The organism is Streptomyces sp. NPDC058240 (assembly GCF_042882135.1).
In the GTDB taxonomy this organism is placed as follows: domain Bacteria; phylum Actinomycetota; class Actinomycetes; order Streptomycetales; family Streptomycetaceae; genus Streptomyces.
In genome coordinates, this window is the sequence record NZ_JBHVWT010000013.1 from 21668 (window position 1) to 47200 (window position 25533).

Sequence of the window (25533 nt, forward strand, 5' to 3'; positions counted from 1 at the left end):
GCGGCGAACCAGCGTCGGGCGATCCGGGGATGAGGGCGCCATGTCGGTTCCGGCCCACGCCTCGACTGCACCGGCCACCGCGGCTGTGCCGGGGACGGTGTTCTGCACCCGGACTTCGGCCAACTGCTTCGCGGTGGGAGCGAAGAGCTGGTTCTCGCTGATGCCCCGGGTCTGGGAGTTGATCAGGCCGTACTGGTACAACGGGTAGCTCTCCCCGTTCAGCCGCACGTTGACCTTCCCCGTGCCGCGGCGGCCGCGACCCGGTCGCCGAGGCTCCGCGGCACGGCCAGCTGGCCCAAAGCAATACGCGCCGTCCGGGCCTGGCTCGACCCCTGGACCAGCCTCCAACGATGCCGGCGAGCCTGGACGAATGCACCCCCACCACCGGAACTCCAAGCCCTGATCAACGCCGTCGGCGCAGGCCACCCACTCGAGCGTTGGGCCCGGCGGGCGTCCGCCCCGCGACACCCCCGGCTTCGAGAGCCGGAGCGACCACCTGCCTCCGCCCGCGACGACCACCGCGTCCGGGAAGCCGCCGAGGGTCACCAGGTCTTCGGACGTATCCGCGTCCACCCCGTGCGCGCGCAGCGCGTCGAGTGCCTCGGCGCGCACCCGCTCGTCGACCAGGGTGAGCGGGCCGTCCGGCTGGTGGTACTGCCCGACCTCCACGCCGGACCCGTCCAGGACGAGGATTCGGGTGTAGTGGAAGACGGACCGGGTGACGGCACGCAGGTCACGGAAACCGTGTGGCGAGCTCTGGTATGTCTCCCAGGCGCGCAGGAGCGGTCGTTTCTCGGCGTCCCGGCGCTCCCGCGCGCGGTCACGCTCGGTCTCCCGGCCCCAGGCCCCGCCGGCGGCGCGTTGGCTCAGACCGGTCCGTAGCCGGATGGCGAGCCGCTCGGCGAGCGCCCGGCGCAGGTCCTGCTCGACACCGGTCGGGGCCGGCTCCTTCTCCGTGCACCGGTCGGCCTCTTGCCGACGAGCGGCCAGGTACGAGTCCACGAGGGCGCGCACGGTCTGACGCTCGGACAGCAGGACCCGTACGGAACCGCTAGGTCGGGCAGCGCTCGTTCCATCTCGATCCGGGACTGCTCGAACGCCTCCATCTGCTGCAGCAGCCGGGCGACATGGAAGCGGATCTCCGCCGCCTCGCTCGGCGCCGGCTCACCGGTGTCCAGCACGAGGCGGAGAGCGTCCATAAGTTCGCGGTAGCGTTCGTGCCCGCTGAGCAGACAGAACGGAACCTTGCTGGTCAGCCGCACCACGTCGGCGGGCGGCAGGTCGGCGTTGGTGAGCAGATCGTGCACCAGGATGACCGTCGTCGCATCGTCACCCGAGGCGAGGGCGAGGTCGGCCGACTGTTCCGTGTACCGGCACCATGCCGTCGTGTCGCCGGCCTCCCGGAAGTGGCGCGCGAGCTGGGCGACCGGGGACGGGGTGGCGCCTTCGAGGACGTGTGCGGCACGCAGGTGCATCGCCCGCCGCTGCGGCACAGGAATTGCCTCGTACACCGCGCGGCACGCCAGCATGTGCCGGAACGAGACCAGCCCGCGCTGGTCCTCCCTCAGCAGCCCCGAACCCACCGCCTCCGCCAGGCCTGCCAGCCTGCTCGCCGGATCGCCATCCGGAGCCATCACCTCAACGACGGTGTCCTCCGGGGCGGGGTCGGCGAGTACGGCGGCCGCGCGCAACGCCGCCTGCGCCGCCGGGCCGAGCCGTGCGCTGCGTTCCAGTACGACGTCCCGCACCGTCGGCGGTACGTCTGTCTCACTCAGTCGTTGCCGCACCCAGGAATCACCCCGCCGGGTCAGGCCGGCGCGGTTCCACATCAGCCGGACGGACTCCTCGACCGCGAGGGGAAGCCCGTCGGTCCGGTCGTGCAGGATGGTCGCGAACCCCTCGGAAACCCGTTCCCCACCCGGCATCGAGGACACCATCGCGGCAGTCCCGGGGACATCCAACGGCTCCAACGACAGCCGCAGCCGCGCCGCACCCGCCGGTTGCCGCGACGACAACCGCAGCAGCAGAGAGTCCGGCGCGATTTCCTCCGGGCGACAGCTCACAAGCAGACTGACCTGTTGTCGCGGACGTGATGCCAGGAACAGCAGAAACTCCAGGGTGGCCTCATCTGCCCAGTGCACGTCCTCGACCGCGAGCAACCCGATCTCGAGCCGTTCGAGGATCTCCTTGATGGCCCGGAACAGTCGGTGTCGTGCCGCCGCTGCGTCTTCGGCCGGGTCGGGTGTGGGCGGCAACGCCGATGCCCACTCGGGGAACAATGGCCGGAGCGCCCCCGCCAGCCCGCTCAGGCCGAGCCGGGCGACATCCTCGGTCGCCGGTCGGATCGCGTCCACCACCGGCCCGAGCGTGAAGGGCTGTCGAACAGCCGGGCAGGCCGCCAGTAGCACCCGCTGACGGGCCGGGGCATGCGCCGCGAGCAGCTCCTGGACCAGTCGGCTCTTACCGATCCCGGCCTCGCCTTCGATCAGCACGACCACCGGCGGATCGGACAACGCCACTCTCAAAGCGGCGAGTTCGCGCTCGCGTCCGACCAAGCCGGGTGACGCGATCGCCGGTAGGTCGCGTGTGTCGGAATCGCTGGTAGACATTCGCCCCACCGTGGGAGACAGACGACGGCGTGCCCGAACTGTCGTCTTCCGTGAACAATATGATCAGAGGTTACAAGGTGGGGTGGCAGGGGGATAGGCCACGTTCACAGGCGTGGTGCAGAAGGCGACCACTGTGGAGTCCTGGGGCTGATGTTTGTGTTGCCATCAGCCCGCCCGGGGCCGGGGTCTCCGTGTCACTTGCCTCAGCCTCACACCGGTCCGGTCTGCCGCCGTGGCGGCTGCAGACCGGCGGACGCTGCACCGGCGCCGCATTCTCGCACCGCATGCGCGCGGTTTTGGGCAGCGGGTTCCCCGAAGGGGCGTCACGCGCTCTGCCGAGGCTCAGCAGTTGTCACCGGCAGAGCCGGATGAGCTGAATCGACGAGTTGGTCGGCGGAGCCCACGCCGAGGGCCTCCAGGCCCTTCGGTGGGAAGTAGAGGGATGCGGCGGTATCCGGGGCTCGGAACGGTTGGTCAACCGAGGGACGGGCGGGCGGCCGCGGCGTCGAGCAGCGCTTGGAGGAAGGCGGTGTCGGACGTCGCGGCCTCGGCGGGGGAGCTGGCCCGCATCGTCGGTGATCAGCAGGAGTCCGCGGTGGGCGGTGCCAGGTGGGGTTCGCGGGCGAGGAGCGCCATCAGGACCTCGCGCACGTCGACTTTCGAGCAGGCTGGAGCCCAAGTGATCGGCATCCTGGCCGGGGTATCGGCCAGGCAGACAGCCAATGGCGACAATCTGACAGAGGGATAGGGTTCGGCTGAGAAGAATCCGCTCGGTGCACGGGAGCTGCGCCAGGGCCGGACACGGTGGCCGCCCGAGGAGGAGCCGGATGCTGCAGGCGCTGGGATTGGGCCCGGCCGAAGAGGCCATCTACACGGCGCTGTTGGCCCGCCCGACAGGCTCCGCGCAGGACCTCGCCCGGCAAACCGGACTCGAGAGGGCCGAGAGCGTGCGCATCCTGCTTGACCTGGCGGCGCGCGGCTTGGTGGCCGTCGCCACCGAGGCCGAGAGTGGGGCACCCGACTCGGCCGATCGCGAGGCCGGTCTTCAGCCTGCTTACTACCGGCTCACACCGCCCTCGGTGGCCCTGGCCCCGCTCCTCGTCGAGCAGCGCAACGCGCTGCACCAGGCCGAGACCGCGTTCTCGATGCTGACCGAGCAGTACCGCAGTACCGCCGCACACACTGCGGGCGGTGTCGTGGAGGTGGTCGTCGGCGTGGAGCAGGTCGCACACCGATTCCATCAACTGCAGTGCGGCGCCCAGCGGGAGTTGCTTGTCTTCCTCGTCGGCGCGCCCATCGCGGTGCCGCGCGAGGATACCGACACGTCGGAGAGTTCCGCGCTGGACCGCGGGGTCGACTTCCGGGTCGTGGCTGCCAAGAACTATCTCGACGGTCACGACGTCGTGCGGGACGTGCGGGCGGCCGTCATGGCAGGCATCGAGCTTCGCATGGTCGATTCGCTGCCGCTGAAGATGGTTGTCTCGGACCGGGAGCGCGCCATGGTGCCACTGGACATGGCGGACTCCGGCGGTGAGCCGAGCGCAATCGTGGTGCACCGCAGCGGCTTGCTGACGGCCCTGGTCCATCTCTTCGAGAAGGAATGGGCCCAGGCCCGACCGATGTACACCACTGTCACGGGCGTGCGCGAGGAGCCGGCAGTCGATCATCGGCCGACCGAGGAGGAACTGGAGGTCCTGGCCCTGCTGCTGGCAGGGATCTCCGACCGGCGGGCGGCATCCCAACTCGGTCTCTCCATACGCACCGTGGAGCGGCGGATACGCCGTCTGATGGACCTTGCCGGAGTGGAGTCGCGCCTGCAACTCGGATGGCACGCTGCACGTACGGGCTGGCTTTGACCTCCTCTTCGGCCTGAGAACCGAGGACCTTTCATCTGTTGGTGGTCCCCCTGCGAGGGTGGCCGCCAACTCCTGGCGGGTTCCTGCTTCACCGCCGGCGGGCCCGTGAACCGGACTGGAGATATCCACCGGAGCGGAGGCACGCGCACCCACACCGACAGGTACCTGACCGAGTCCCTATCGCCCCTCGGCGGCTTGGGGATGAGGAACGACATCGCGATGGCGGCGGCCATGATGACGACACCGGCGATCACGGCGGCGATGTATTTGAGGGAGGGCGTCGGGGCGGCGCGCGCGGCGGCGGTCTCGACTGTGTACGGCACCGCGAAGCCGATGTGTACGGCACCGCGAAGCCGAGACCGGCGCCGCGGCTGAACGAATACGCGTTCAGACCTGGGCCGGAAGCCCGAGCTGTCGCGGAGGGACAGGACGACGGCGAGCCCGCTGCCCGCGGTGGTCCGGTGGCTGTTGACGTCGGCGACCGGACAGCGGGACCTCGATGGCGCGCAGGGCGCGGGCGAGCCAGCCGCCTTCAACCAGGATCGCTCTGCCGGACGTTCACTGCCTCGGCGACCTCAACCTGGCCGAGGAGTTGCTCGCCGAGGAGATGCCGCGGCTGCAGTGGCTCCCGGAGGGAGTGCGGAGCCTGTGCTGTGTCCGGGATCTGCCGGCCAACCTGGTCGCCGGAGCCTTTTTGCCCGCAACCTCGCATCCTGGCGAGCCACGACCGACGCGTGGTCCAACCCGCACCTCGCTCGTGAGCTGCCGGGCCCGTTCCCCGGCGGCGGATCGGAGCCCGCACGGATCCGGAGGTATCGGCGTCACGGGAGGAGCTTGAGGGAGGCCGGGGCCTGCTGCTGGTCGAGGAGTGGGGGGGAAATGCGCCGCGCGCGCCCTTCGGCGGGATCATCCGGGCGACGTCGGCCCGGCGAAGCGTACCCCCACCTGCCGGGCCCGAAGATCCACCGAGCTGACGAACCGATTGATGTGACCGCGTGACGGAATACCGCCACGTGGGAAACCCGTCACGGACGGCAACCCTAAGTGATCCGTATGTCTGCCAGGATGCAGCCGCAGCATGGCATGTTCACGGTTCAAGTAGGGAGACTCATGCATCCCATAGCGCGTATAGCCTTGGGCGCGGCGACCGCCGCCGTCCTGGCCGTCACCGCGGTCTCGCCTTCCGGGGCGGCGGATACGCCGCCTGACGGTGCCTCGGGAAAGAGATCCGTCATCGGCAGCGGTGCCGCAGCAACGGGCGGCAAGCAGGTCGCGGTCACGCTCATCACCGGCGACAAGGTGCTGGTGACCACGGACACGTCGGGCCGCAGCTCGGCGGCCGTGCTGCCCCGCGAGGACGGCACACAGCCGATTGTGCAGACCTTTCAGATGGGCAAGGACCTCTATGTCTACCCGGAGGACGCCTCCCGGGCGATCGCCGAGGGCAAGGTCGACGAGCAGCTGTTCAACGTCACTGGGCTGATCCGCCAGGGATACGACGACACACACACCGACACGCTGCCGCTCATCGCCACCTACCGGAACAGTGTGAACGTTGCCGACATCGCGCCGGCGGCCCCTCGTGGGGCCGAGCGGGGCCTGAGCCTCCCGGCTGTGGACGGCGTCGCGCTCAAGGCCGGCAAGGACACCGCCGCCACCTTCTGGCAGGACGTCACCAACACCCGCTCACGTTCTGCCTCCACGTTGAAGAAGCTGTGGCTGGACAGCAAGGTCAAGGCCACGCTGGACCGTTCCACCAAGCAGGTGCACGCGCCGGAGGCCTGGGCCGAGGGCTACGACGGCAAGGGCACCAAGGTCGCCGTGCTGGACACGGGCGTGGACGCCGAGCACCCGGACCTGGTGAGCCGGGTCGCCGCGTCCAAGAACTTCACGGACTCCAACAGCACCGCCGACCGGCAGGGTCACGGCACCCACACCGCCTCCACGGTCGGCGGCTCCGGAGCGGCCAGCGACGGCCGCAAGAAGGGCGTCGCCCCCGGGACCGATCTGCTCATCGGCAAGGTCCTCAACGACAGCGGCTCCGGTGCAAGCTCCTGGATCATCGCGGGTATGCAGTGGGCCGTCGACCAGCATGCCGATGTCGTCTCCATGAGCCTGGGCAACCCCGCGATCGGCGACTGCACCGACCCGTTGGCCGAGGCCGCGAAGCAGCTCTCGCAGAACACGCACACCCTGTTCGTCGTCGCCGCCGGCAACGCCGGCTCGGGCATCGAGACCGTCTCCTCGCCCGGCTGCGTGCCCGGCGTGCTGACCGTCGGCGCTGTCGACCGTGACGACACCACCGCGTGGTTCTCCAGCCGCGGTCCGGTGGCCGTCACCCACACGCTCAAGCCCGAGATCGCCGCCCCCGGCGTCGACATCTCGGCGGCCAACGCGGGCGGACGCGGCGTCTACGCCTACCGGACGATGTCGGGCACCTCCATGGCGACCCCGCACGTCGCGGGCGCAGCGGCCATCGTCCGCCAGGCCCACCCGGACTGGACCGCGCAGCAGATCAAGGCCGCCCTCGTCTCCTCCGCCCGCACCGACGGCAAGGTCGCCGGCGCCGACCAGACCGGGGCCGGCGCCCTCGACGTGTTCGCGGCGGTGCACCAGAAGGTGCTCTCCGCGCCCGCCGTCCAGGGCGGCAGTTACAACTGGCCGCAGGACACCTCGGACCGCACCACCGTGCAGGTGCCCTTCACCAACACCAGCGCCGACGACCTCGCCCTGAGTCTCAAGGTCAGCGGTGTGCACGGCAACGACGGCAGCGACGTCAACTCCGGCGTCATCAAGCTGGAGCAGGGCAAGGTGACCGTTCCCGCGGGGGCCACCGTCCAGGTGCCGGTGCGGATCGACCCCACCGCCCGTCTCAAGGCCGCCCAGTACGGTGCCGTCACCGGCCGGATCATGGCCACCGGCAGCAAGGCGCACGTCTCCGTGCCGATCACGCTCTACGTCCAGCCGGAAACGGTCACCCTCCGGGTCAAGGTCATCGACCGCAATGGCAAGCCCGCGACCGGCGCCTCCTCCCTGGACCTGGTCAGCCTCGACACCGACAAGGGCGAGCGCCGAAGCAACCAGGGCGCGACCGAGCAGATGTACAGCGTGCGGCCGGGCGACTATGCTCTCGCCGGCTTCGTGGCCACCTACGATGCGAACAACGCGCCCGAATCCATCGGCTACCTCGCGCGCCCGCAGCTGCGGATCACCCGTGACACCACCGTCGTCCTCGACGCTCGCAAGGCCCACCGGCTGAGCGTGCGCACCGACCGCCCCTCGACGTTGAGCCACACCACCTTCAGCTACGCCCGCACGTGGGACGACACCTGGCAGCTGAACGGATCGCTCGCGGCCGGCAGCGCTGTGCAGAAGTTCTACGCCTCCGTCGACGGGCGCGCTCAGAAGGGCTTCTTCGAGTTCCGGCCCACTTGGCGCGCGACCGGTTCCCAGGGCGGCTCGTCCTATGTCTACAACCTCTCGTTCCCGACCCAGGGCCCGCTGCAGTCCGACCGGGTCTACCAGCCGAGAGACTCCAAGCTGGCCCAGGTCACCGAGAAGTGGAATGCCCTCGGTAAGGAGGCCGACTACGCCGACGGACTGTTCATCCTTCCCCCCTGGAACAGAAGCACCACTATCTCGGTGAGCCTGTTGGACCCGGTCCATGTGCCGGGCACCCGTACCGCCTACTACACGACCGGCGACGACGCCTGGTTCCACGGCGCGATGACCAGCTTCCCGTTTGCCGCGTTCATGAGTGACCAGTACCGCACCTACCGGGCCGGAGACCGGCGTACCGAGGAGTGGTACCACGGTCTCCTGCGGCCGGCCGCGCCGCGTGACAGCGCCGGCAAGCTGGCGCTGGCCGCCGAGCGGCAGGGCGATCTGATCGGCTTCCAGAGCGCGCTCTGGCTCGACGCCTCCGGCGACCACTGGTCCTACGGCGGGTCGTTCGGCGACCTCGGTAACCTGGTGCTGAAGCGCAACGGTGAGCAGATCGCCACCAGCACCTATCCGTACGACGTGTTCGAGGTTCCGGCTGAGGACTCCGCGTACGAGCTCACCCAGAACCTGTCCAAGATCGACACCTCGGACCGGAACTGGCTGCGTTCCACCGCTCTCACCACCACCTGGAGCTTCCGCTCCCACCTGGAGCCGGACGTCTACTCCCGCGGCCTGCCGATCCTCTTCCCGGCGTATGACCTGCCGGTGGACGGCACGAACACGCTGCCCGCGCAGAGCGGCATCAAGGTCGGCCTGTCGGCCGAGGGCCACGCCGGGTACACCCCGGGCACGATCACAGAGGCCTCGCTGTCCTACTCCTACGACGGCGGCACCACCTGGACCCAGGCGCCGACCGAGCAGCAGCACGGCAAGTGGACGGCCGTCCTCGACCACACCGGCGCCGCCGGCAAGCAGGTCACGCTGAAGGCCACCCTCACCGACTCCAACGGCAACGCGGTCACCCAGACCATCACCCGCGCCTACGATGTCCGGTAGTCACACAGTCCGGCCGGGCGGTCTCCCACAACAGGGGGCCCGCTCGGCCACCCACCTGCCGCCCCACGCGTGATCATCAGGGTGTACTGCAACCGTGCTCGAAGAGCTGGGACGCGCTGTGCGTACGGTCCTCGCCGAACCGGCTTCGGCGAAGAAGCCGTCCATGAGGACCGGCGGGGACCGACCGCCGTGTTCCGGTCGAACATCAATCCGTAAGGCACTTTTCGTTTCGATATAGGCAAGTTTCTGGAACTGCCCGTGACCACTTCTGCGGCAGGCTCCGGCCAGGGTGCCGACGGTGCTGCCCGCGCGCGACCGGGACCATGACAGTGCTGCTCACGAGGCGGATGGGCCTGCTGCGTGGGAGAATCATGGGGATTGTTCCCGGCCGACAGGTGGCGGGAGGAGCGGACATGGAGATCAAGCCGCAGGCGGCCGTCATACCCGAGATCGACCAACTCGAGCAGGGGAAATACGGTCCCGTGTTTCCGAAGACACCGGCGTGTTACGGGTTCACCATCATTGCGAAGGTCAAGCCGGGCAGGGCCGACGCGATACGTGCCCACGGCAACACTCTGGCCGAGGCTTTGGAGGAAGACCCCCATCTCCTCGCGCCACTGAAATTGCACTACCTGCGCTGGGTGCTTTTCGACGACGACACGCGCTTCATGTATCAGGGGATCTTCGATACCGACTTCGACAAGTACACCGAGGACGCCGTCGCGCTTTTCGGCAAGGCAGGGGTGAACACGGCCTTCGAGAACCTCGAAGGATTCCCCGAGGACTGGCGGACCAACCCTGAGGCGTTCGTCAGGTTTGTGCGCGAACACCACTGTCCGAGCTTCATCGAGTACGGGGAGTACCCGTACGTGTCCGCTGATGAGATCAAGAAGGCTCTGCGGATCAAGAACGCACTGTCGGAGATGCTCGACCAGCTGCAGTGAGAGCGGGCTGTCGTGTGCTTGTCCCACTTGCGGATCGGAGACGAGATGAGCGAGGTCAGGACTGCGCGCACCTACAACCAGAACCACAACCCGCGCGAATACACTCCTGGTCGGCGACGGGTGAGCATCTACGTCTCGTGGAGCTATCCGGCCGAGGCGGGCAGGAATCCGGCTGAACTGGACAACCGGTTCTCCACGATGACGGAGGTCAGGCGGGTGGCGTGGCCTGCCTACGAGGACCCGAAGTGGTCCGATCCGTTGCAGTTCCAGCAGGGCATCGCCGGCTCACTGGAATTGTTCTTCTGGGCCTGGGTGCCGTTTCAGCAGTTCGTCGAGGAGGTCACCGGGCACCCCGTCCCGGTCTATCAGCGCATCGACCAGGCTGGATTCCGGACCCCGCTCGACGAACGCGTACTGGCCGACACCGACACTCTCTTCGTGTTCGGTCTGGACCACATGGTCACCGGGCAGGAGGCCCAGCCCGAGGAGGTTGAGGCACTGCGGGCCTTCCTCGCCCGGGAGGACGCCTGCCTGGTCCTGGGGCCTCACCATGACGTCGGGGCAACGGATGATCTGGCCGTGCGTGACGTGGAGTACCACCATCACGGCGATCGCTTGGTCCCCCGCCAGCAGCGATTCGCCACCTACGTCCGGGACTTGATGCAGGGCCTCGCGGTGCCGGTCGAGAACCGTTACGGACTGCGCCCCGCGGTGCGGGAGAAGAACGAGATCGCCCCGCTCTCCACGGTGAGGGACCTGGACGCGAAAGGGTGGCTGGAAGGGGTGACTAACTTCAACTTCCATATGCACCTGCCGCATTATGCCGTGACTACCGACGAGCCGGATGTCATCCACGTGCTGGCCAGGCAGCCGATCGACACCTCCAGTCCGCATCCGTTCACCGAGGCCGGCAACACCGAGTTCAACATGTTCCTGTGGATGCCTCCGAGCGGTGAGCGGGCCGGTGATGTGCTGCTGGCGGACTCCACGATCTTCAGTTCGCTGTTCGGCGGCGACGAAAGTCTGCGGAAATTCTGGCGGAACCTCGTTTCGAGGTAGTGCCGCAGGGAGGCGAACCGTGAGCGGGCCTACGCAAGTCGCGTTGGAACTCGACGATATTCAGCGCGGGGTTCTCAACCCTCGGCCGACTCCCTACGCGGCGACCTACCTTGTGTTCCGCGTCGATGACCGGGCGGACGGGCGAGAGCTGATGCGGCGCGCGAGCGCGGTGGTGACCTCCGCCGCCGACTCGGTCAGCCCCCGGGGGGACACCTGGGTCAGTGTCGCGGTCTCCTGCCACGGTCTGGAGGCCCTGGGTGTGCCGCGCGCATCACTGGACACGTTCGCCTGGGAGTTCCGGCAGGGGATGGCCGCCCGGGCCAAAACGCTGGGCGATGTCGGCGAGAGCAGCCCCGAGAACTGGGAAGCGCCGCTGGGCACGCCGGAGGTCCATGTGGTGCTCACGGCGGTCGCGCCCGACCCCCAACGGTTGGAGGCGGCCCTCGATCGGGCCCGCCCCGCCTACGATCACCTTTCCGGTGTGACCGCGATCTGGCGGCAGGACTGTTACGCGCTGCCCACCGAGACCGAGCATTTCGGCTATCGCGACGGCGTCAGCCATCCAGCCGTCGAAGGAAGCGGCATCGCCGGGTCGAACCGGCTGGAGCCGCCGCTGAAGGCCGGGGAGTTCGTGCTCGGCTACCGGGACGAGATCGGCGGCATCCAGACCCCGCAGCCGGAGGTGCTGGGGCGCAACGGCAGCTACGCGGTCTTCCGTAAGCTCCACCAGGACGTCGCCGCGTTCCGGCGCTATCTGCGGGACAACGCCACTTCTCCTGAAGACGAGGAACTGCTCGCGGCCAAGATCATGGGACGCTGGCGCAGCGGCGCCCCCCTCGCGCTCAGTCCGCAACACGACGACCCCGCTCTCGGCGCCGACGGGCACCGCCGCAACACCTTCCTGTACGAGCGAGACGATCCGACGGGATTCATCACTCCCGGCGGCTGCCACATCCGCCGGGCCAACCCCCGCGACGCCTCAGTAGCGGGAGAAGTACGACTGCACCGCATGATCAGACGCGGCGCCGCCTACGGTTCGCCGCTGCCCGAGGGGGTCCTGGAGGACGACGGGGCCGACCGCGGCCTGATGTTCGCGTTCATCGGAGCCCACCTCGGGCGGCAGTTCGAGTTCGTCCAGTCGGAATGGATGAACAACGGCGTCTTCTTCGGCGCGGGCAACACCAAAGACCCCATCACCGGATCCCATGACGGAGTCACCGGCTTCACCATTCCCCGGCGGCCGCTTCGACGGCGCCTCACCCCGCTGTCGCGCTTCGTCGTCACTCGCGGCGGTGAGTACTGCTTCCTGCCGAGTCGGAGTGCCCTGCGCTGGCTCGGGGAACTCCAGAACTGACAGGGCGGCCACGCACGCCATGGCGCCACCCCGAGGTGCTCCGCCGCCCGGGGGCGCGTGCCGCCCTGCACCGGTGACGCCATCCGTACCTGCGGGCACGCCCACCGCGCGCTGCGCACGCGGCGTCTTCCTGCGGTTGCCGCCGTCGAACCAGATCGGTTCAGTCCGTGGACTCCTCGACCGGAATACGTTTGACGAGCACGAAGCCGCGTCCGTTTTCCAGGACGTCGGCGATGCGTTTCAGCTCGCCGGCCAGGGGCGGCAGCGGAAAGTCGTCGACGGTCACCTTCAGCAGCGGAACGCCCCGCTCGCGCACCGCGCGCAGAGCCGCCTCGAGTTCGTCGATCTGCGCCGGCGAGAGCCGCAGGACCCATTCCTCGGAGTCCGCCAGGTCCGGACCCGCCCACACGGCAGGTCCGGAACAGGGCCGACGCAGCACGTTGATCACGCTCGTCATGGTGACCTCCCTCAGGTCGTACGTCTCTCTTCGGACTCGTGTGCAGCTCATTGCCGGCTGGAACAGAAATGGTGCGTACGACCTTTCTCCTTTCTTTGTGGAATATCTCTGACGGCTTCGGTGCATGTCATTGCCCCGAATTCATTGATCTGCAGGAAATTCCGTGTCGGTTTTTCAGGGCTGGTCAACACTTGGACTGTTTTCGATGGTGTTCTCCGCTGGATTTCCGATCGGCCGGGCCGCCGTATCCAGGCGGAGCCACCGCAGTGGTGCAACGCTAGGTCACGACATGGCCCATGGCTTGACGTGACGTGACATCTCACTTATCACTTGGGGACAACGCCCCCTGGAGTGCGCCTATGAAGCCTCTTGTCCGCAATGCAGCGCTGAACAACTATGTCGAGGTCAGCCAGTCGCTCGGCATCGATGCGAGGGCCCTGATGAAGCGTGTGGGCCTGGACCCTGTCGGCCTCGCGGTCCAGGACAGATGGATCCCCGGCGTGGCGGTCGCCCAGCTGCTCGAACTCTCGGCGGCGGCCTCACGACGCGGGGACTTCGGCCTGCTCCTCGCCGAGCGACGGAGCTTCTCCAATCTCGGCCCCATCAGTCTGGTCCTGCGCGACGAGCCCGATGTCCGCAGCGCCCTCGAACTTCTCGTCCGCCATGAGCACATGTACAACGAGATGCTCCGCAGTCGGCTCTCCGGGGCGAACGGCCTGGCCACCCTCAAGGTGAGCCTCGAGCTGGGTGAGGCCGTGGCCGCCCGCCAGGCCACGGAGCTGGCCGTGGGCGCCTTCCACGGAGTCCTCCGCAGCTTTCTCGGTGCCCGGTGGCAGCCGTTGTCCGTGTGCTTCACGCACGACGCGCCGACGGATCCCGGTACCCACCGGCGCCTCTTCGGCCCCGTAGTGGAATTCGACAGGGAGTTCAACGGGATCGTCTTCTACGCCAGCGATCTCAGGGCTCCCAACCCCATGTCGGACCCGCTGCTGCGGACCTACGCCCGGCAGTATTTCGAGTCCATCGCGGTCTCTAAGGACACCACCGTGCTGGACCGCGTCCGTGAGCTGATCGAAGTCCTGCTGCCCACCGGGCGCTGTTCGATCGAGCAGGTCGCAGACAGCCTCGGCATCGACCGGAGGACGATCCACCGGCACCTTGCGGCCTCGGGCGAGACGTTCTCCGCCGTTCTCAACGCCACACGTACCCAGCTCGCGGAGCAGCTCGCGGCGAACCCGCGCCGCTCGTTCACGGAAATTTCCGGGCTCCTGGGATTCTCGGCACCGAGTGCCTTCTCGCGCTGGTTCCGCGAGCGGTTCGGCTGCAGTCCGAGGGAGTGGCGGGTCCGCAGGACCAGGCAGCAGCCTTCCGGCGAGGAGTGACCACCAGAGTTTCCGCACAGGGGTGGGGCCGACCGTTCACGCCCTGTCTCGGCATGACCCTGCCCGGGTCCGGGGGCGACGGCCGCGAGGGCGAGGCATGTCCCCAAGCGGCAAGTCTTCTGTCACCTTCGGTCAAGCGCGCACGTTAACCCGCCCTTAACGTTGCCTCACCGCAAGGGAAATGGCCGACCCCTCGGGGACGGGCAGAAACCCTGCCCGCAGCCGAATGTTCCCTTCCGGGCCCGCTAATCGTATCCGACCCCCGGCGAGCCCGGGGGCCCCGTCTGCAATCCCGCGTCCGCTCCTCGCAAGCCCTCCGGGCCGCGCATCGAAAGCAGTGATGCGTGCGGCGAGTGAAGACCCATCCGATAAGGAGATGGACCATGCACTTCTTCGACGACTCCCTGTATCCGGAGAACCAGGAGAGGCTGGTCATCCAGGCCGCGCCCTACGGGCCGGAGTGGCTGCCCGGTGACGCCGACGACCTACCGCTCACCATGGACGAGCACGTGCAGGCGGCCGTCGACTGCTACAACGCCGGTGCCACGGTGCTGCACATCCACGTGCGCGAGCTGGACGGCCACGGATCCAAGCGCATCTCCATGTTCAACGAGCTGATGGCCCGCCTGCGCGAGGCCGTGCCGGACATGGTCCTGCAGATCGGCGGGTCGATCTCCTTCGCCCCCGAGGACGAGGGCGGCGACGCCAAGTGGCTCAGCTACGACACCCGCCACATGCTGGCCGAGATCACTCCCAGGCCCGACCAGGTGACGATCGCGATCAATACCAACCAGATGAACATCGTCGAGCTCTTCGACGACGAGGACATCGAGGGCACCTCGATCGCCAAGCCGGGGTACTACAAGGCCTATCGGGACATGGCGGTCGAGGCCGGGCCGGACTTCTACCTCGAGCACCTCAAGCGGCTCCGTGCCAACGGCATCCAGCCGCACTTCCAACTCGCCGACATGGCGCAGCTGGAGACCGTGGAGCGGCTGATCCGCAAGGGCATCTACAGCGGGCCGCTGGTGCTCAACTACGTTGCCATAGGCGGCGGGTTCGCCGGCCGGCACCCGGCCGACCTGATCGAGTTCATCCGCCGTGTCCCGGACGGCTCCGTGCTCACCATCGAGGCATCCATGCGCGCGGTGGCGCCGATGAACGCGATCGGCATCGCCCTCGGCACGCACGTGCGGGTGGGCAACGAGGACAACCTGTGGCGGCACAAGGGCGAGCGGATGTCCTCCGTGGAGCAGGTCGAGCAGATGGTCAAGATCGCCCATGCGCTCGGGCGTGAGATCGCCACCGGGCAGGAGGCGAAGAAGATCTACAAGATCGGCGATTGGTACTCGGACGCCGACGAGACCCTGGCCCAGCTCGGCATGGTGCCCAACCGCCGCCCAGGCCGGCGCGGTTCCATGCTGCGCGATCTCAAGAGCTGACTCGACCCCACTGGCGGCGGCCCGGGTTCCTGCCCCGACGCCGCCCCACACACGAGCAAATGGAGCACGCCTTGGTACACGCCATTCGATTCCACGAAACCGGTGGCCCTGAGGTCATGCGGTGGGAACAGGTCGTCGTCGGCGACCCGGGTCCGGGCGAGGTACGGATCCGGCATGTCGCCGTCGGACTCAACTTCGCCGACACCTATTTCCGCACGGGCCTGTACCCGGCTCCGCTGCCTGCGGGGCTCGGCGTGGAGGCCTCGGGTGTGGTCGAGGCCGTGGGCGAGGGTGTGTCGCATGTCGCCGCGGGCGACCGTGTGACCTACACCGGCAGTCCGCTGGGTGCCTACAGCACGGAGCGGGTCATGCCCGCGGATTCACTCATCAGGCTGCCGGACGAGATCGACTGCGAGACCGCCGCGGCGATGACCATGCGCGGACTCACCTCGGCGTACCTGCTGCGCCGGATCCACCCACTGAATTCCGGCGATACCGTGCTGCTCCACGCGGCGGCTGGCGGCGTCGGTCTGATCGTCTCCCAGTGGGCGAAGCTGCTCGGCATCACGGTGATCGGCACGGTCTCCAGCGAGGTGAAAGCCGAGGTCGCCCGCGCCCACGGCTGCGAGCACATCATCTACTACCGGCGCGAGAACGTGGCCGAGCGGGTGCGTGAACTGACCGACGGCAAGGGCGTCCCGGTCGTCTTCGACAGTATCGGCAAGGACACCGTCGCCGGATCCATGGCCTCGCTCCAACGCCGCGGCCTGCTGGTGTGTTTCGGCACGGCCTCCGGCGTCCCGCCGCTCGACGCCATGCAACTGGCCGTCCACGGCTCGCTGTTCGTGACCCGCCCCGCGCTGGCCGACTACATCGCCGAGCCGGCGGAGCGGGACGCCCTGGCCGGGGAGCTGTTCGGGCACGTCGCGGCCGGTCGCATCAAGATCGAGACCAACCAGCGCTACGCCCTTCAGGACGCGGTACAGGCCCATCGTGACCTGGAAGCGGGACGGACCACGGGATCTTCCGTCTTCGTCCTCTGAGCTCGCCGTGCCACGCACGTGACCCCAAGGAGTGAGCACATGCCCCAGACCGTCCGCCCGATGGAAGACACGCCCGCCCTGGTGCGTCCGGGCGTCCTCCGTACCTCGATCAGGGTTGAGCCGCTGACCTGTACCATCGGCGCCGAACTGTCCGGTGTGAACCTCGGCGACGCCGCGCGCGACGGCGATCTGTTCGCCGAGATCAAGGCGCTGCTGCTGCAGTACAAGGTCCTTTTCCTGCGTGACCAGGACATCACGCGCGCCGAACACATCGCCTTCGCCGGGCGCTTCGGCCCGCTGGAGGGCCATCCGGCGGTCGGCAGCGACCCCGACCACCCAGGGCTGGTCCGCATCTACAAGGATCTGGACAGCAAACCCGAGCACTACGAGAACGCGCTGCACTGCGACGCAACCTGGCGCGCGTGCCCGCCCATGGGCGCCGTGCTGCGCTGCGTGGAAACACCAGAGGTGGGTGGTGACACGATCTGGGTCAATATGTCTGAGGCCTATCGCAGGCTGCCGGAGCACATCAAGACGCAGATCGCGGGCCTGCGCGCACGGCACAGCATCGAGGCGACCTTCGGTGCCGTGATGCCGACGGAGCAACGTCACGAGCTGAAGGCCCGCTTCCCGGACCCGGAGCACCCAGTGGTGCGTGCCCACCCGGAGACCGGCGAGCAGATTCTCTTCGTCAACGCCTTCACCACGCACTTCGTCAATTACCACACGCCGGAGAACGTGCGCTTCGGCCAGGACTACGCGCCCGGAGCGGGCAGTCTCCTGAACTACCTGATCAGCCAGGCGGCCGTCCCCGAGTACCAGGTGCGCTGGCGCTGGCAGAAGAACGGCGTCGCCATCTGGGACAACCGCTCCACCCAGCATTACGCCGTCCAGGACTACTGGCCCGCCGTCCGCAAGATGGAGCGCGCGGGGGTTGTCGGCGACAAACCTTTCTGAGCCCCGACCAGAGACGAAAAGGTGATGTCAATGGGACTGCACACTACCGGCACAACGGTGCCGGGGACGTCTCCCGCCGCACCGGCTGTATCCCGTAGCTATGCGTGGCTGGTGTTCGCCCTCGGTTTTGGGCTTCTGCTGTCCGACTACATGTCGCGACAGGTCCTCAACGCGGTTTTTCCCTTGTTGAAAGCGGAATGGCTTCTCTCCGACGCTGAGTTGGGCTCTCTCAGTGGCATCGTGGCCTTGATGGTCGGAGTGCTCACCTTCCCCCTGTCGCTTCTGGCGGACCGCTGGGGCCGGGTCGAGATCTTGGTCATCGCCGCGACGGCGTGGAGCCTGGCGACCCTGGGCTGCGCCATTTCCGCGAGCTACGGCCAGATGTTTCTGGGCCGGTTCATGGTGGGCGTCGGAGAGGCGGCCTACGGGAGCGTCGGCATCGCGGTGGTCCTCAGCGTGTTCCCCATCGGTTTGCGGGCCACACTCTCCGGAGCTTTCATGGCGGGGGGGTCGTTCGGATCCGTGCTGGGCGTGTCGATCGGCGGTGTGATCGCCCAGGAGTATGGCTGGCGCTGGGCGTTCGGCGCGATGGGAATCCTCGGTCTGGTCCTGGCCGCGGTCTACGGCCTCGTGGTCACCGAGAAGAGGCTGGGCCCGGCGTCCATGCGTAACAGCGCCGTGTCCGGCGAACACGCCCCCATCCGGACCCAACTGCCGCGGCTGTTCTCCTCGGTCTCCGTGGTCTGCGCCTACATCGGCAGCGGGCTGCAGATGTTCATCGCGATGGCCCTGCTGGCGTGGATACCCAGTTTCCTCAACCGGTACTACGACATGCCTCCTGCGAAGGCCGGCCTGGCCGCCGGGGTCTTCGCGCTGATCAGTGGCATTGGCATGATCCTCTGCGGGATCGTCGCGGACCGCCTCAGCCGGAAGGCCGCGGCCCGGAAGTGGATCGTTGCGATCGTCTGCGCTCTCGGGTCGTTCGTGCTGCTGATGGCGGGATTCCACCTGCCGGTCGGCCCGCTGCAGCTTGCGTTGATCGCGGCCGGGACCCTGGTGGCCGGTGGCACCGCCGGTCCGGCGGCCGCCATGGTGGCCAATCTGACCCCCGCCGCCATTGCGGCGACGGCTTTCGCCACCCTCACGCTGGCCAACAGCCTGCTCGGGCTGGCCCCCGGGCCCGCGGTGACGGGCATGCTCGCGGACCATCTGGGCCTGCTCGGCGCACTGCAAGTGATCCCGCTCGTCGCGCTCGCGGGCAGCGTGGCCTTCACCATCGGCAAGTTCTCCTACGAAAATGACCTGCGCCGCCTGGGGCTGCTCCCCGACCCGGCGCGCAAGACCCCGGAGTTGCAGTCATGAGTCTCAGCGCACAGCCGACGGTCGTCATCGTCCCCGGACTGCGCGATCATGTGCCGGACCACTGGCAGACCGTCCTCGCCGACAAGATCGCCGACGCCCGAACCGTTCCCCCGCTGGAGAAGGACAGGCTGAGCCGCGCCGCCCAGGTCGCCGCACTGGACGAGGCGCTGTCGGACATCTCCGGGCCCGATGTACTGGTTGCCCACAGTGCCGGGCGATGACCACCGTGCACTGGGCGCAACGACACCGGCGTCCCGTCAAGGGCGCACTGCTGGCGGCGCCGCCGGACTTCGACACCCCGCTGCCGGACAGCTACCCCACCCCGGAAGTCCTGCGCGAAAACGGCTGGACGCCGACGCCGCGGACACCCCTGCCCTTCCCCAGCATCGTCGCGGCGAGCACGAACGACCCCCTGGCCGCACCGGTCGACCGGGAGACCGCCCAGGTCCCGGCCCCAGGCGACCCGTACTCCCCGCATGGGCCGCGGGGACAGGTCCCGGAAGCGGCTTCCGTCGCGGGCCATGACAGTGGACTTGCGGGGTCGTGCCCCGCGATGATGCTGAGCGTGAGCGCGACGTCCTGCACCGTGCGGGCCATGGGTCCGTCGACGGCGACCCAACGGCTGATTCTGCTCACCCTGATGGCGCTCCTGGCACTCCTGGCCGCCGACCTGTCCGGGATGAGCACGGCGGAGACGGAACGCATCTGGCAGCCCTTCATCCTCTGGCTGCTGCCCGCCGCCGCCCTTCTGCCCACCGGCACCCGGCGCGGCTGGCTGACCGCACAGGCCGTCGTCGCCCTGCTCGTCAACCACCTGCTGTGGACCGGGTGGTGACGAGAGAGAGACCGTTGAACTCATCCACCGCGGGGTACGGACAAATCCACGTTGACGTTCCGGTACGCCGACAAGCACCGACGGGTGCCGTCACCTGAGGTGTCGCGGAGCCCTGCACGCTCCACGGCCACACGCATTCTCATCCCACGGCCGCCGTGGCGGCGGCGCGAGGCGTGTACGAGCCGATGCATTCCGTGTTCTTCATGCCGTCCGAGGGGTCGCGCGTTTGCGTGTACATGCGCCGTGTTGCGCTCAGCGGAGCGGTGACCGTCGGACGGACAGCACCGCGACGTCGTCGTGCTGGCCGCCCTCTCCGGCGAACGCACGCGCGTCGTCGTAGAGGGCGTGCGGCAGCTCGGTGGGAGAGAGCGACACGCGCTCGGTGAGGCGTTCGGTGACGGGGTAGAACGTACCGTCGGCGGCGCGGGTCTCGGTGAGCCCATCGGTGGTCAGCAGCAGCGTCGCGCCGGGTGGGAAGGCGAACCAGTCGACGGTCGCGGGTTCGGCGGCGAGTTCGGCGAGACCGAGGGGGACGCCGGAGCCGATGGCCAGCGTGGTGACGGTGGTGTCGTGCAGCAGCTGCGGCGGAATGTGCCCGCAGTTGATGACTTGTACCTCGTCGTGCGCGTCGACGTTGACGATGAGCGCTGTGACGAACCTTTCGTCGTCGCCGGTCTGTGCAGCATAGGAGTTGTGCCGTACGACAGAGGCATCGAGGGCATCGACGAGCGCGGTCAGGGTGGGCTCCCGATGGGCCGCCTCACGGAAGGCGCCGATGACGGCGAACGCGGCGCCGACTGCGGGCAGGCCCTTGCCCTGGACGTCGCCGATCAGAACCCGGGTCCCCCATGGGGAGACGACGACGTCGTAGATGTCGCCGCCGACGAGCCGGTCCTCCTGCACGGGCTCGTACACGCCGTCGACCAGGACGTCGTCGGTGAGCAGAGGCAGAGGGCGCAGGATGTGGCGCTGCATCGCTGCGGCGGTGGAGCGAAGCCGCAGCGTCTCGTGCTCGCGGCGGATACGACGGTGGCAGGCGTAGACGGAGACCACGCCCAGGGCGAGGGTGAGCAGCATCATCAGGATCCTGTCGAGCCACGACCGTCCGTCACCGTGCCGGACCACCACGGTGACGGCCACCACAAGCGTGGTCCATGCAGACACAAACATCGTCTGGCGTACGGTGCACAGCGCCGACGCCGCCCCCGGCAGGAACACAAGGAGTCCCAGAAGCCACACCGGGGACGCGGACAGGGCACCGAGGGCCATCACCAGGGCCGTCACTGACATCACGCCGATCACGACTTCGGCATTGCGCGGTGGTGCGACGACCTCGAAAGGATGCGCGAATCTCTTCGGGTGAGTACGGGTCACGGGGCCTCCCGGGCAGGTGGTGTACTCCCCGTACGTTAGGCAGGCCCAGCCACGGGCGAGCCGCGCCCCGCCGGACGATGTCCTCTGTGCGGTGAGCAGCACTACGTGCAGGGTGCGGCCCTTGCATCGCTCACGCGGCAGGTGGGAGCCGCGCCGCCGACTGCGCGGCTCCCACCCGGTCGGTTACTTCCGCACGCCGACCGCGCGGATGATCTCCTGCTTGACCGAGCCGCCCTTGTTGTCGGCGGCCGAGGCCCGCACGGAGATGTACCGCGCGTCGCTCGGCACCCGCACGGAGCCGGCCCAGGCGGCGGACTTGCCGCGTACGCCGTCGAGTTCGACGGATGTCCACGTCGTGCCGTCGTCGAAGGAGACCTCCAGCGTGGAGCCGGTGATCTTCCCGGTGTCCGTCGCGCCCTTTATGTACTCGGAGAAGATCCCGAGATCCAGCCGCTTTCCGGCCCGCACATCACCCTGCAGGTCGGTGTCGACGTCGAACCCGAGGTTGAGCATCGGCAGATACGTATACCGGTCGGCCGGCGTGGCGGACGACTTGAAGGTCCATTCGGAGTGGCCCTTCGTGGAGAGCCGCCAGACCTCCGGGTCCAGGGTGGTGTCGGTGACCACCTTGAAGTCCTGCTCGGTCGGCTTGACATTCCAGGCGTACGCCCCCGAGCTGGTCCTCCGGTCGACCTGGACCCCGTCCACGTACACCTCGGTGAACTGGGTCATCGAGCTCGCGTGCCACACATCGCCGAAGCCGGTGTGGTCCGGTCCCGAGTCTCCCCAGCCCGGCGTGTTGAACTCCAGGTCGTTGCCCGCGCGCCGCTGGCCCCAGCCGAGACCAGTACCCAGCCACGGGTGCCAGACCGGCTTGAACCAGTCGGTCCCGGAGCGCGTACCGCCGCGGTAATGCACGACGCCGCTGCGCTCCTCGAGGGCGCCCGGGCCGCTGGACATGGACTCGTGCCAGCCCTGGTCGGGGCCGGTGCTGATGTAGTCGGTGCGCTCCGCGGGGAACTTGATCCTCTCCTGGAAGCCGATGCCGTAAGGGAAGGCGTCGGTGATCGAGTAGCGGAACTCGCCGCCGTCGGCGGGCTTCGGCGCGTGGAACTTGTTGTTGACCACGGCCAGTTCCCTCTTGCCTGGCCGGTACGTCAGATCAGCGGGGATCGCCCCCGGGTAGCCCTTGCTGAGGTCGTAGACATACGGCGTGAACTCGGTGCCGGTCAGTTCCACGCCCCGGCCGAGCCGAGCGGCCTCGATCAGCCGCGCCCCGTCCTGCGCGTTCACCGTCGCGCTGTACAGCGGACGTGTCGCCCCGTCGGCCCCGCTGAAGTCGGCCATCAGCCGTCCGGGAACCTCGTCGGTGACGAACAGCGCCCTGGCGCCCGCGTCCTGTGCGTTCTGGGCCAGTTTGGCGGACGTGATCGCGTCGGTACGACGCACGACGACCGCTTTGCCCGCCACGTCCTTGCCGGCGTAGTCGGCGGTGCTTCCGGCGCCCGCGTCCACCAGGGACATCCGCTTCTTCCCGGTGAACATGTCCGATCCGTACTGCACGGCAGTCTCGCCGAGCCGCTTGCCGCCTGCTTCGACATCGAGTTGCGGCAGGCCGAGCCGCCAGACGGTCCGGTACTCGAAGGTGCCCGTGGCGGGCTTGCGGGTCGGCGCCGCGAAGATGCTGTCGTACGTCGGCGGGACCTGCACGGCCTGCGTGAAGGAATCGCCGTTCGCAGCCCGGTTCAACTTCATCATCAGCTGACGGGTCTCGGTCCGCCGGTCCACATCGGCCCGGATCTCCCGCAACTTCGTCCCGTCGAGGGTGACTTCGCGGTCACGGTCCATGGTGACCTCGGGCTCGGTGAGAAGACCGAGTCCGAGCGAGTCCTTGCCCCTGCTGCCGCGCACGTCGAGGAAGCTGGACAAGGTGTACATGCCGGGCTGCAGACGCAGCTTGAGCGTGCCGGATTCGCCGACCGTGGCAGGGAAGGGGTCTGTGTCCTTGGCCAACTCCTTTACAGCCACGTATGCGGCGGATGCGGCACCGTCGCGGTCCTTGACGTGGACCGTGAGGGTGTAGCGCTCGTTCTCCTTGGTCAGGCCGAAGGCCGTGTGCGCCACCACTGTGCTGCCGTCCTTGGCGACGATCCGGCCGGAGGTGGCGCCAACGGGCGCGGCGGTGCCGTCACCGGTGACCGTGGTCTGCGCGGTGCCGTGTGCCGGCACGGTGAGGGTGGAGTCGGCGAGGGTGACCACGCCGGCGGGAGCGCCCTCGGCGGTCAGCGCCAGGGTGACCGGCTGGTCGGAGGCGTTGGTGTAGGTCAGCGTCTTCGTGACCGGCTTGTTCGCCTCGTAGGGCCAGCTGGTGAAGCCGAGGTCGGCGCTGCCGGTCGCGGTGATCTGCGCAGCGATCGCGGACGGGACGTCCACGCGGCCCGCACCCACCTCGTACGAAGTGCCGCTGATCTGCTTGGACGTGCTCATCAGCCCGTCCTTGAGCTGCTGTCCGCTCCAGTCGGGGTGCTTCTCGGCGAGCAGCGCCGCCACGCCCGCGACGTGCGGGGTGGCCATGGACGTGCCGCTCATCGATGTGTACGGGCCGCTGCCGCTCACGAGCTGTGAGCGCGCCGCGAGGATGTCCACGCCCGGCGCGGACAGGTCGGGCTTCAGCGCGTTGTCGCCGAGGCGCGGGCCCTGGCTGGAGAAGTACGCAAGTTTGTCGGCGGAGTCGACCGCGCCGATCGTCAGCGCAGAGTCGGCGGCGCCGGGGGAGCCGATGCTGCCGGGGAAGCCTGCGTTGCCGGCCGCGATCACGAACAGGGCGCCCGTGTCCTTGGAAAGGGTGTTCACCGCCTGGGCCATCGGGTCGGTGCCGTCACTGCCCTGCCGCGATCCGAGGCTCATGGAGATGATCTTGGCGTGGACGTCCTTGGCCGCCCATTCCATTCCGGCGATGATCTGCGAATCGAATCCGGAACCCTGGTTGTCCAGAACCTTGCCGACGGCGAGTGTGGCGTCGGGCGCGACGCCCTTCTCCTTGCCGTCGGACGCCGCACCACTGCCACCGACAGTGGACGAGACATGCGTGCCGTGGCCGTGCCGGTCGGCGACCTCCTGCCCGTCGATGAAGCTCTTGGTCTCGCTCACCCGGTCCTTGAGATCGGGATGGGTCAGGTCCACGCCCGTGTCGAGGACGGCGACCTTGACGCCCTTGCCGGTCAGCCCGGCCTCCCAGGCCGCGGGGGTGCCGATCTGGGCGTTGCTGGCCTCCATCGCGGCGTCGACGCGTGCGTCCAGCCAGATCTTCGCGACGCCTCCCGACAGACGCGCACGGCCTGAAGTCGCGCCGCGTGCCCCGGAGGTGACGTCCGGTGCGACCGTGCGCCAGAACTCCCCGGACTTCGACGCCTCCAGGGCCGCACCACCTATGCTCGGCAGCCCACGGACCTGACGGGCTCCGTGGGGCGTCGCGCTCCGGGCGTTCTTCGTGTACGTCACGATGAGCGGGAGTCCGTCGGATGACGGGTCACCGAGCCCCTGCTCGATCAGAGCGGTGACGTCGAAGAGTTCGGCGTCGAGGACGCCTGACTGGAGGTAGGGCCGGGCCTCGTCGGGTATGACGGTGATCCGGCCGTCGGACATCTCGCTGCGAACCGCTCCGGTCGCGCCCTTGGGACGCTCCACGGCGACCGACTTCCGGCCCGCGCCGAGGTCGGTCACGGTCACCTTGTCACCGGTGATCAGGGTGACGGTTCGAGCGGTGCTGGGTGTGTGCACGGGTGATGTGGCACGGTCGGTGCCCGCCCCCGCTGCCCCCGCCGTCCCCGATGCCCCGGCTGCGACGGCCTGCCCTGCCGGCAGCAGTATGAGCGACAGCCCCGCTGCGAGCAGCCGGGACCTCCGCCTCGCGGATGATCTGGTCATGGATGACTCTCCTCCACGCACCCGGTGAATGGGTGGTTCCAGGTGCTGCGAAGAGTTTTCGCGGCGGCAACTTGCGTGTCGACCGTTCTGCGCTGGCGGATATCTGCCTTGGCAGAGACCCGTCAGTGACGGCCACGGAGCACGGACTCGCCCTACGCCCAGCCGTGGCGGCGGGCGTACCAGCCGAGCTGGACGCGGATGGTCGCCCCGGCCTGGACCATCAACCCCTGGACGCGCCGTTGCACGGTGCGCGCCGACATTTCCACCTGCGCGGCCACCGCGGGTTCAGCCTGATTCTCCGGCCCCGCCCAGCACGTCTTATTCCGGTGCTGGTTCGGTTCTGACTTTCGTGCCGCTGTCCTGGGAAAACTGCAGGTCGTAGCGCTGATGCGATGAGTTGTCGTACCACTCGATGGTGGTCCCGATGAGACT

General features: G+C 68.5%; 14 protein-coding genes and 2 pseudogenes. 12 read left to right on the forward strand and 4 right to left on the reverse strand.

The window, feature by feature from the left end; translation table 11 throughout:
- Positions 1 to 866: 866 nt before the first annotated feature.
- The gene (locus ACFVX4_RS21450) at positions 867 to 2609 is read right to left on the reverse strand and encodes an ATP-binding protein (protein WP_389979635.1); all 1743 of its coding nucleotides are present in this window, start codon (positions 2607 to 2609) and stop codon (positions 867 to 869) included.
- Positions 2610 to 3436: 827 nt separating this feature from the next.
- On the opposite strand from ACFVX4_RS21450, the gene ACFVX4_RS21455 reads away from it, so the two are divergent.
- The 5 genes from ACFVX4_RS21455 (at position 3437) to ACFVX4_RS21475 (ending at position 12322) form a co-directional block, all read left to right on the forward strand.
- The gene (locus ACFVX4_RS21455; RefSeq protein WP_389979638.1) at positions 3437 to 4465 is read left to right on the forward strand and encodes a helix-turn-helix domain-containing protein; all 1029 of its coding nucleotides are present in this window, start codon (positions 3437 to 3439) and stop codon (positions 4463 to 4465) included.
- A gap of 1110 nt (positions 4466 to 5575) precedes the next feature.
- Positions 5576 to 8965, forward strand: coding sequence for a S8 family serine peptidase (locus ACFVX4_RS21460; protein ID WP_389979641.1), 3390 nt, complete (start codon positions 5576 to 5578; stop codon positions 8963 to 8965).
- 413 nt (positions 8966 to 9378) lie between these two features.
- Positions 9379 to 9909, forward strand: a complete 531-nt coding sequence (locus ACFVX4_RS21465; protein ID WP_389979644.1) for a hypothetical protein — start codon at positions 9379 to 9381, stop codon at positions 9907 to 9909.
- Positions 9910 to 9954: 45 nt separating this feature from the next.
- On the forward strand, positions 9955 to 10968 hold the full coding sequence (locus ACFVX4_RS21470; RefSeq protein ID WP_389979646.1) for a hypothetical protein: 1014 nt from the start codon (positions 9955 to 9957) through the stop codon (positions 10966 to 10968).
- 19 nt (positions 10969 to 10987) lie between these two features.
- On the forward strand, positions 10988 to 12322 hold the full coding sequence (locus ACFVX4_RS21475) for a Dyp-type peroxidase (protein WP_389979649.1): 1335 nt from the start codon (positions 10988 to 10990) through the stop codon (positions 12320 to 12322).
- A gap of 160 nt (positions 12323 to 12482) precedes the next feature.
- Here the strand turns inward: ACFVX4_RS21475 and ACFVX4_RS21480 are convergent, their stop codons facing one another.
- Positions 12483 to 12779: a hypothetical protein gene (locus ACFVX4_RS21480; RefSeq protein WP_389979652.1), complete on the reverse strand. Its 297-nt coding sequence runs from the start codon at positions 12777 to 12779 to the stop codon at positions 12483 to 12485.
- 359 nt (positions 12780 to 13138) lie between these two features.
- Between ACFVX4_RS21480 and ACFVX4_RS21485 the strand changes: the two genes are divergently transcribed.
- The 7 genes and pseudogenes from ACFVX4_RS21485 to ACFVX4_RS21515 all read left to right on the forward strand — a co-directional run.
- Positions 13139 to 14161: an AraC family transcriptional regulator gene (locus tag ACFVX4_RS21485; protein ID WP_389979655.1), complete on the forward strand. Its 1023-nt coding sequence runs from the start codon at positions 13139 to 13141 to the stop codon at positions 14159 to 14161.
- Between the two features lie 383 nt (positions 14162 to 14544).
- Positions 14545 to 15603, forward strand: a complete 1059-nt coding sequence (locus ACFVX4_RS21490; protein WP_389979658.1) for a 3-keto-5-aminohexanoate cleavage protein — start codon at positions 14545 to 14547, stop codon at positions 15601 to 15603.
- A gap of 59 nt (positions 15604 to 15662) precedes the next feature.
- Positions 15663 to 16646 (forward strand): quinone oxidoreductase family protein, encoded by a 984-nt coding sequence (locus ACFVX4_RS21495; protein WP_389979661.1) that lies wholly within the window; start codon positions 15663 to 15665, stop codon positions 16644 to 16646.
- Between the two features lie 39 nt (positions 16647 to 16685).
- Entirely contained in the window at positions 16686 to 17603 is a 918-nt protein-coding gene (locus ACFVX4_RS21500) for a TauD/TfdA dioxygenase family protein (RefSeq protein WP_389979664.1), read from the forward strand.
- 111 nt (positions 17604 to 17714) lie between these two features.
- Positions 17715 to 18965, forward strand: coding sequence for an MFS transporter (locus ACFVX4_RS21505; protein ID WP_389979667.1), 1251 nt, complete (start codon positions 17715 to 17717; stop codon positions 18963 to 18965).
- Positions 18962 to 19326: pseudogene (locus tag ACFVX4_RS21510) on the forward strand (RBBP9/YdeN family alpha/beta hydrolase); the annotation flags it as partial. The gene ACFVX4_RS21505 and the pseudogene ACFVX4_RS21510, both read left to right, overlap by 4 nt.
- Before the next feature lie 246 nt (positions 19327 to 19572).
- Positions 19573 to 19800, forward strand: a pseudogene (locus tag ACFVX4_RS21515) (hypothetical protein); the annotation flags it as partial.
- A gap of 252 nt (positions 19801 to 20052) precedes the next feature.
- On the opposite strand, the gene ACFVX4_RS21520 reads toward ACFVX4_RS21515, so the two are convergent.
- Both ACFVX4_RS21520 and ACFVX4_RS21525 read right to left on the reverse strand, forming a co-directional pair.
- The gene (locus tag ACFVX4_RS21520; RefSeq protein ID WP_389979670.1) at positions 20053 to 21174 is read right to left on the reverse strand and encodes a PP2C family protein-serine/threonine phosphatase; all 1122 of its coding nucleotides are present in this window, start codon (positions 21172 to 21174) and stop codon (positions 20053 to 20055) included.
- A gap of 183 nt (positions 21175 to 21357) precedes the next feature.
- Positions 21358 to 25101, reverse strand: coding sequence for a S8 family serine peptidase (locus ACFVX4_RS21525; protein WP_389979673.1), 3744 nt, complete (start codon positions 25099 to 25101; stop codon positions 21358 to 21360).
- Between the last annotated feature and the right edge of the window lie 432 nt (positions 25102 to 25533).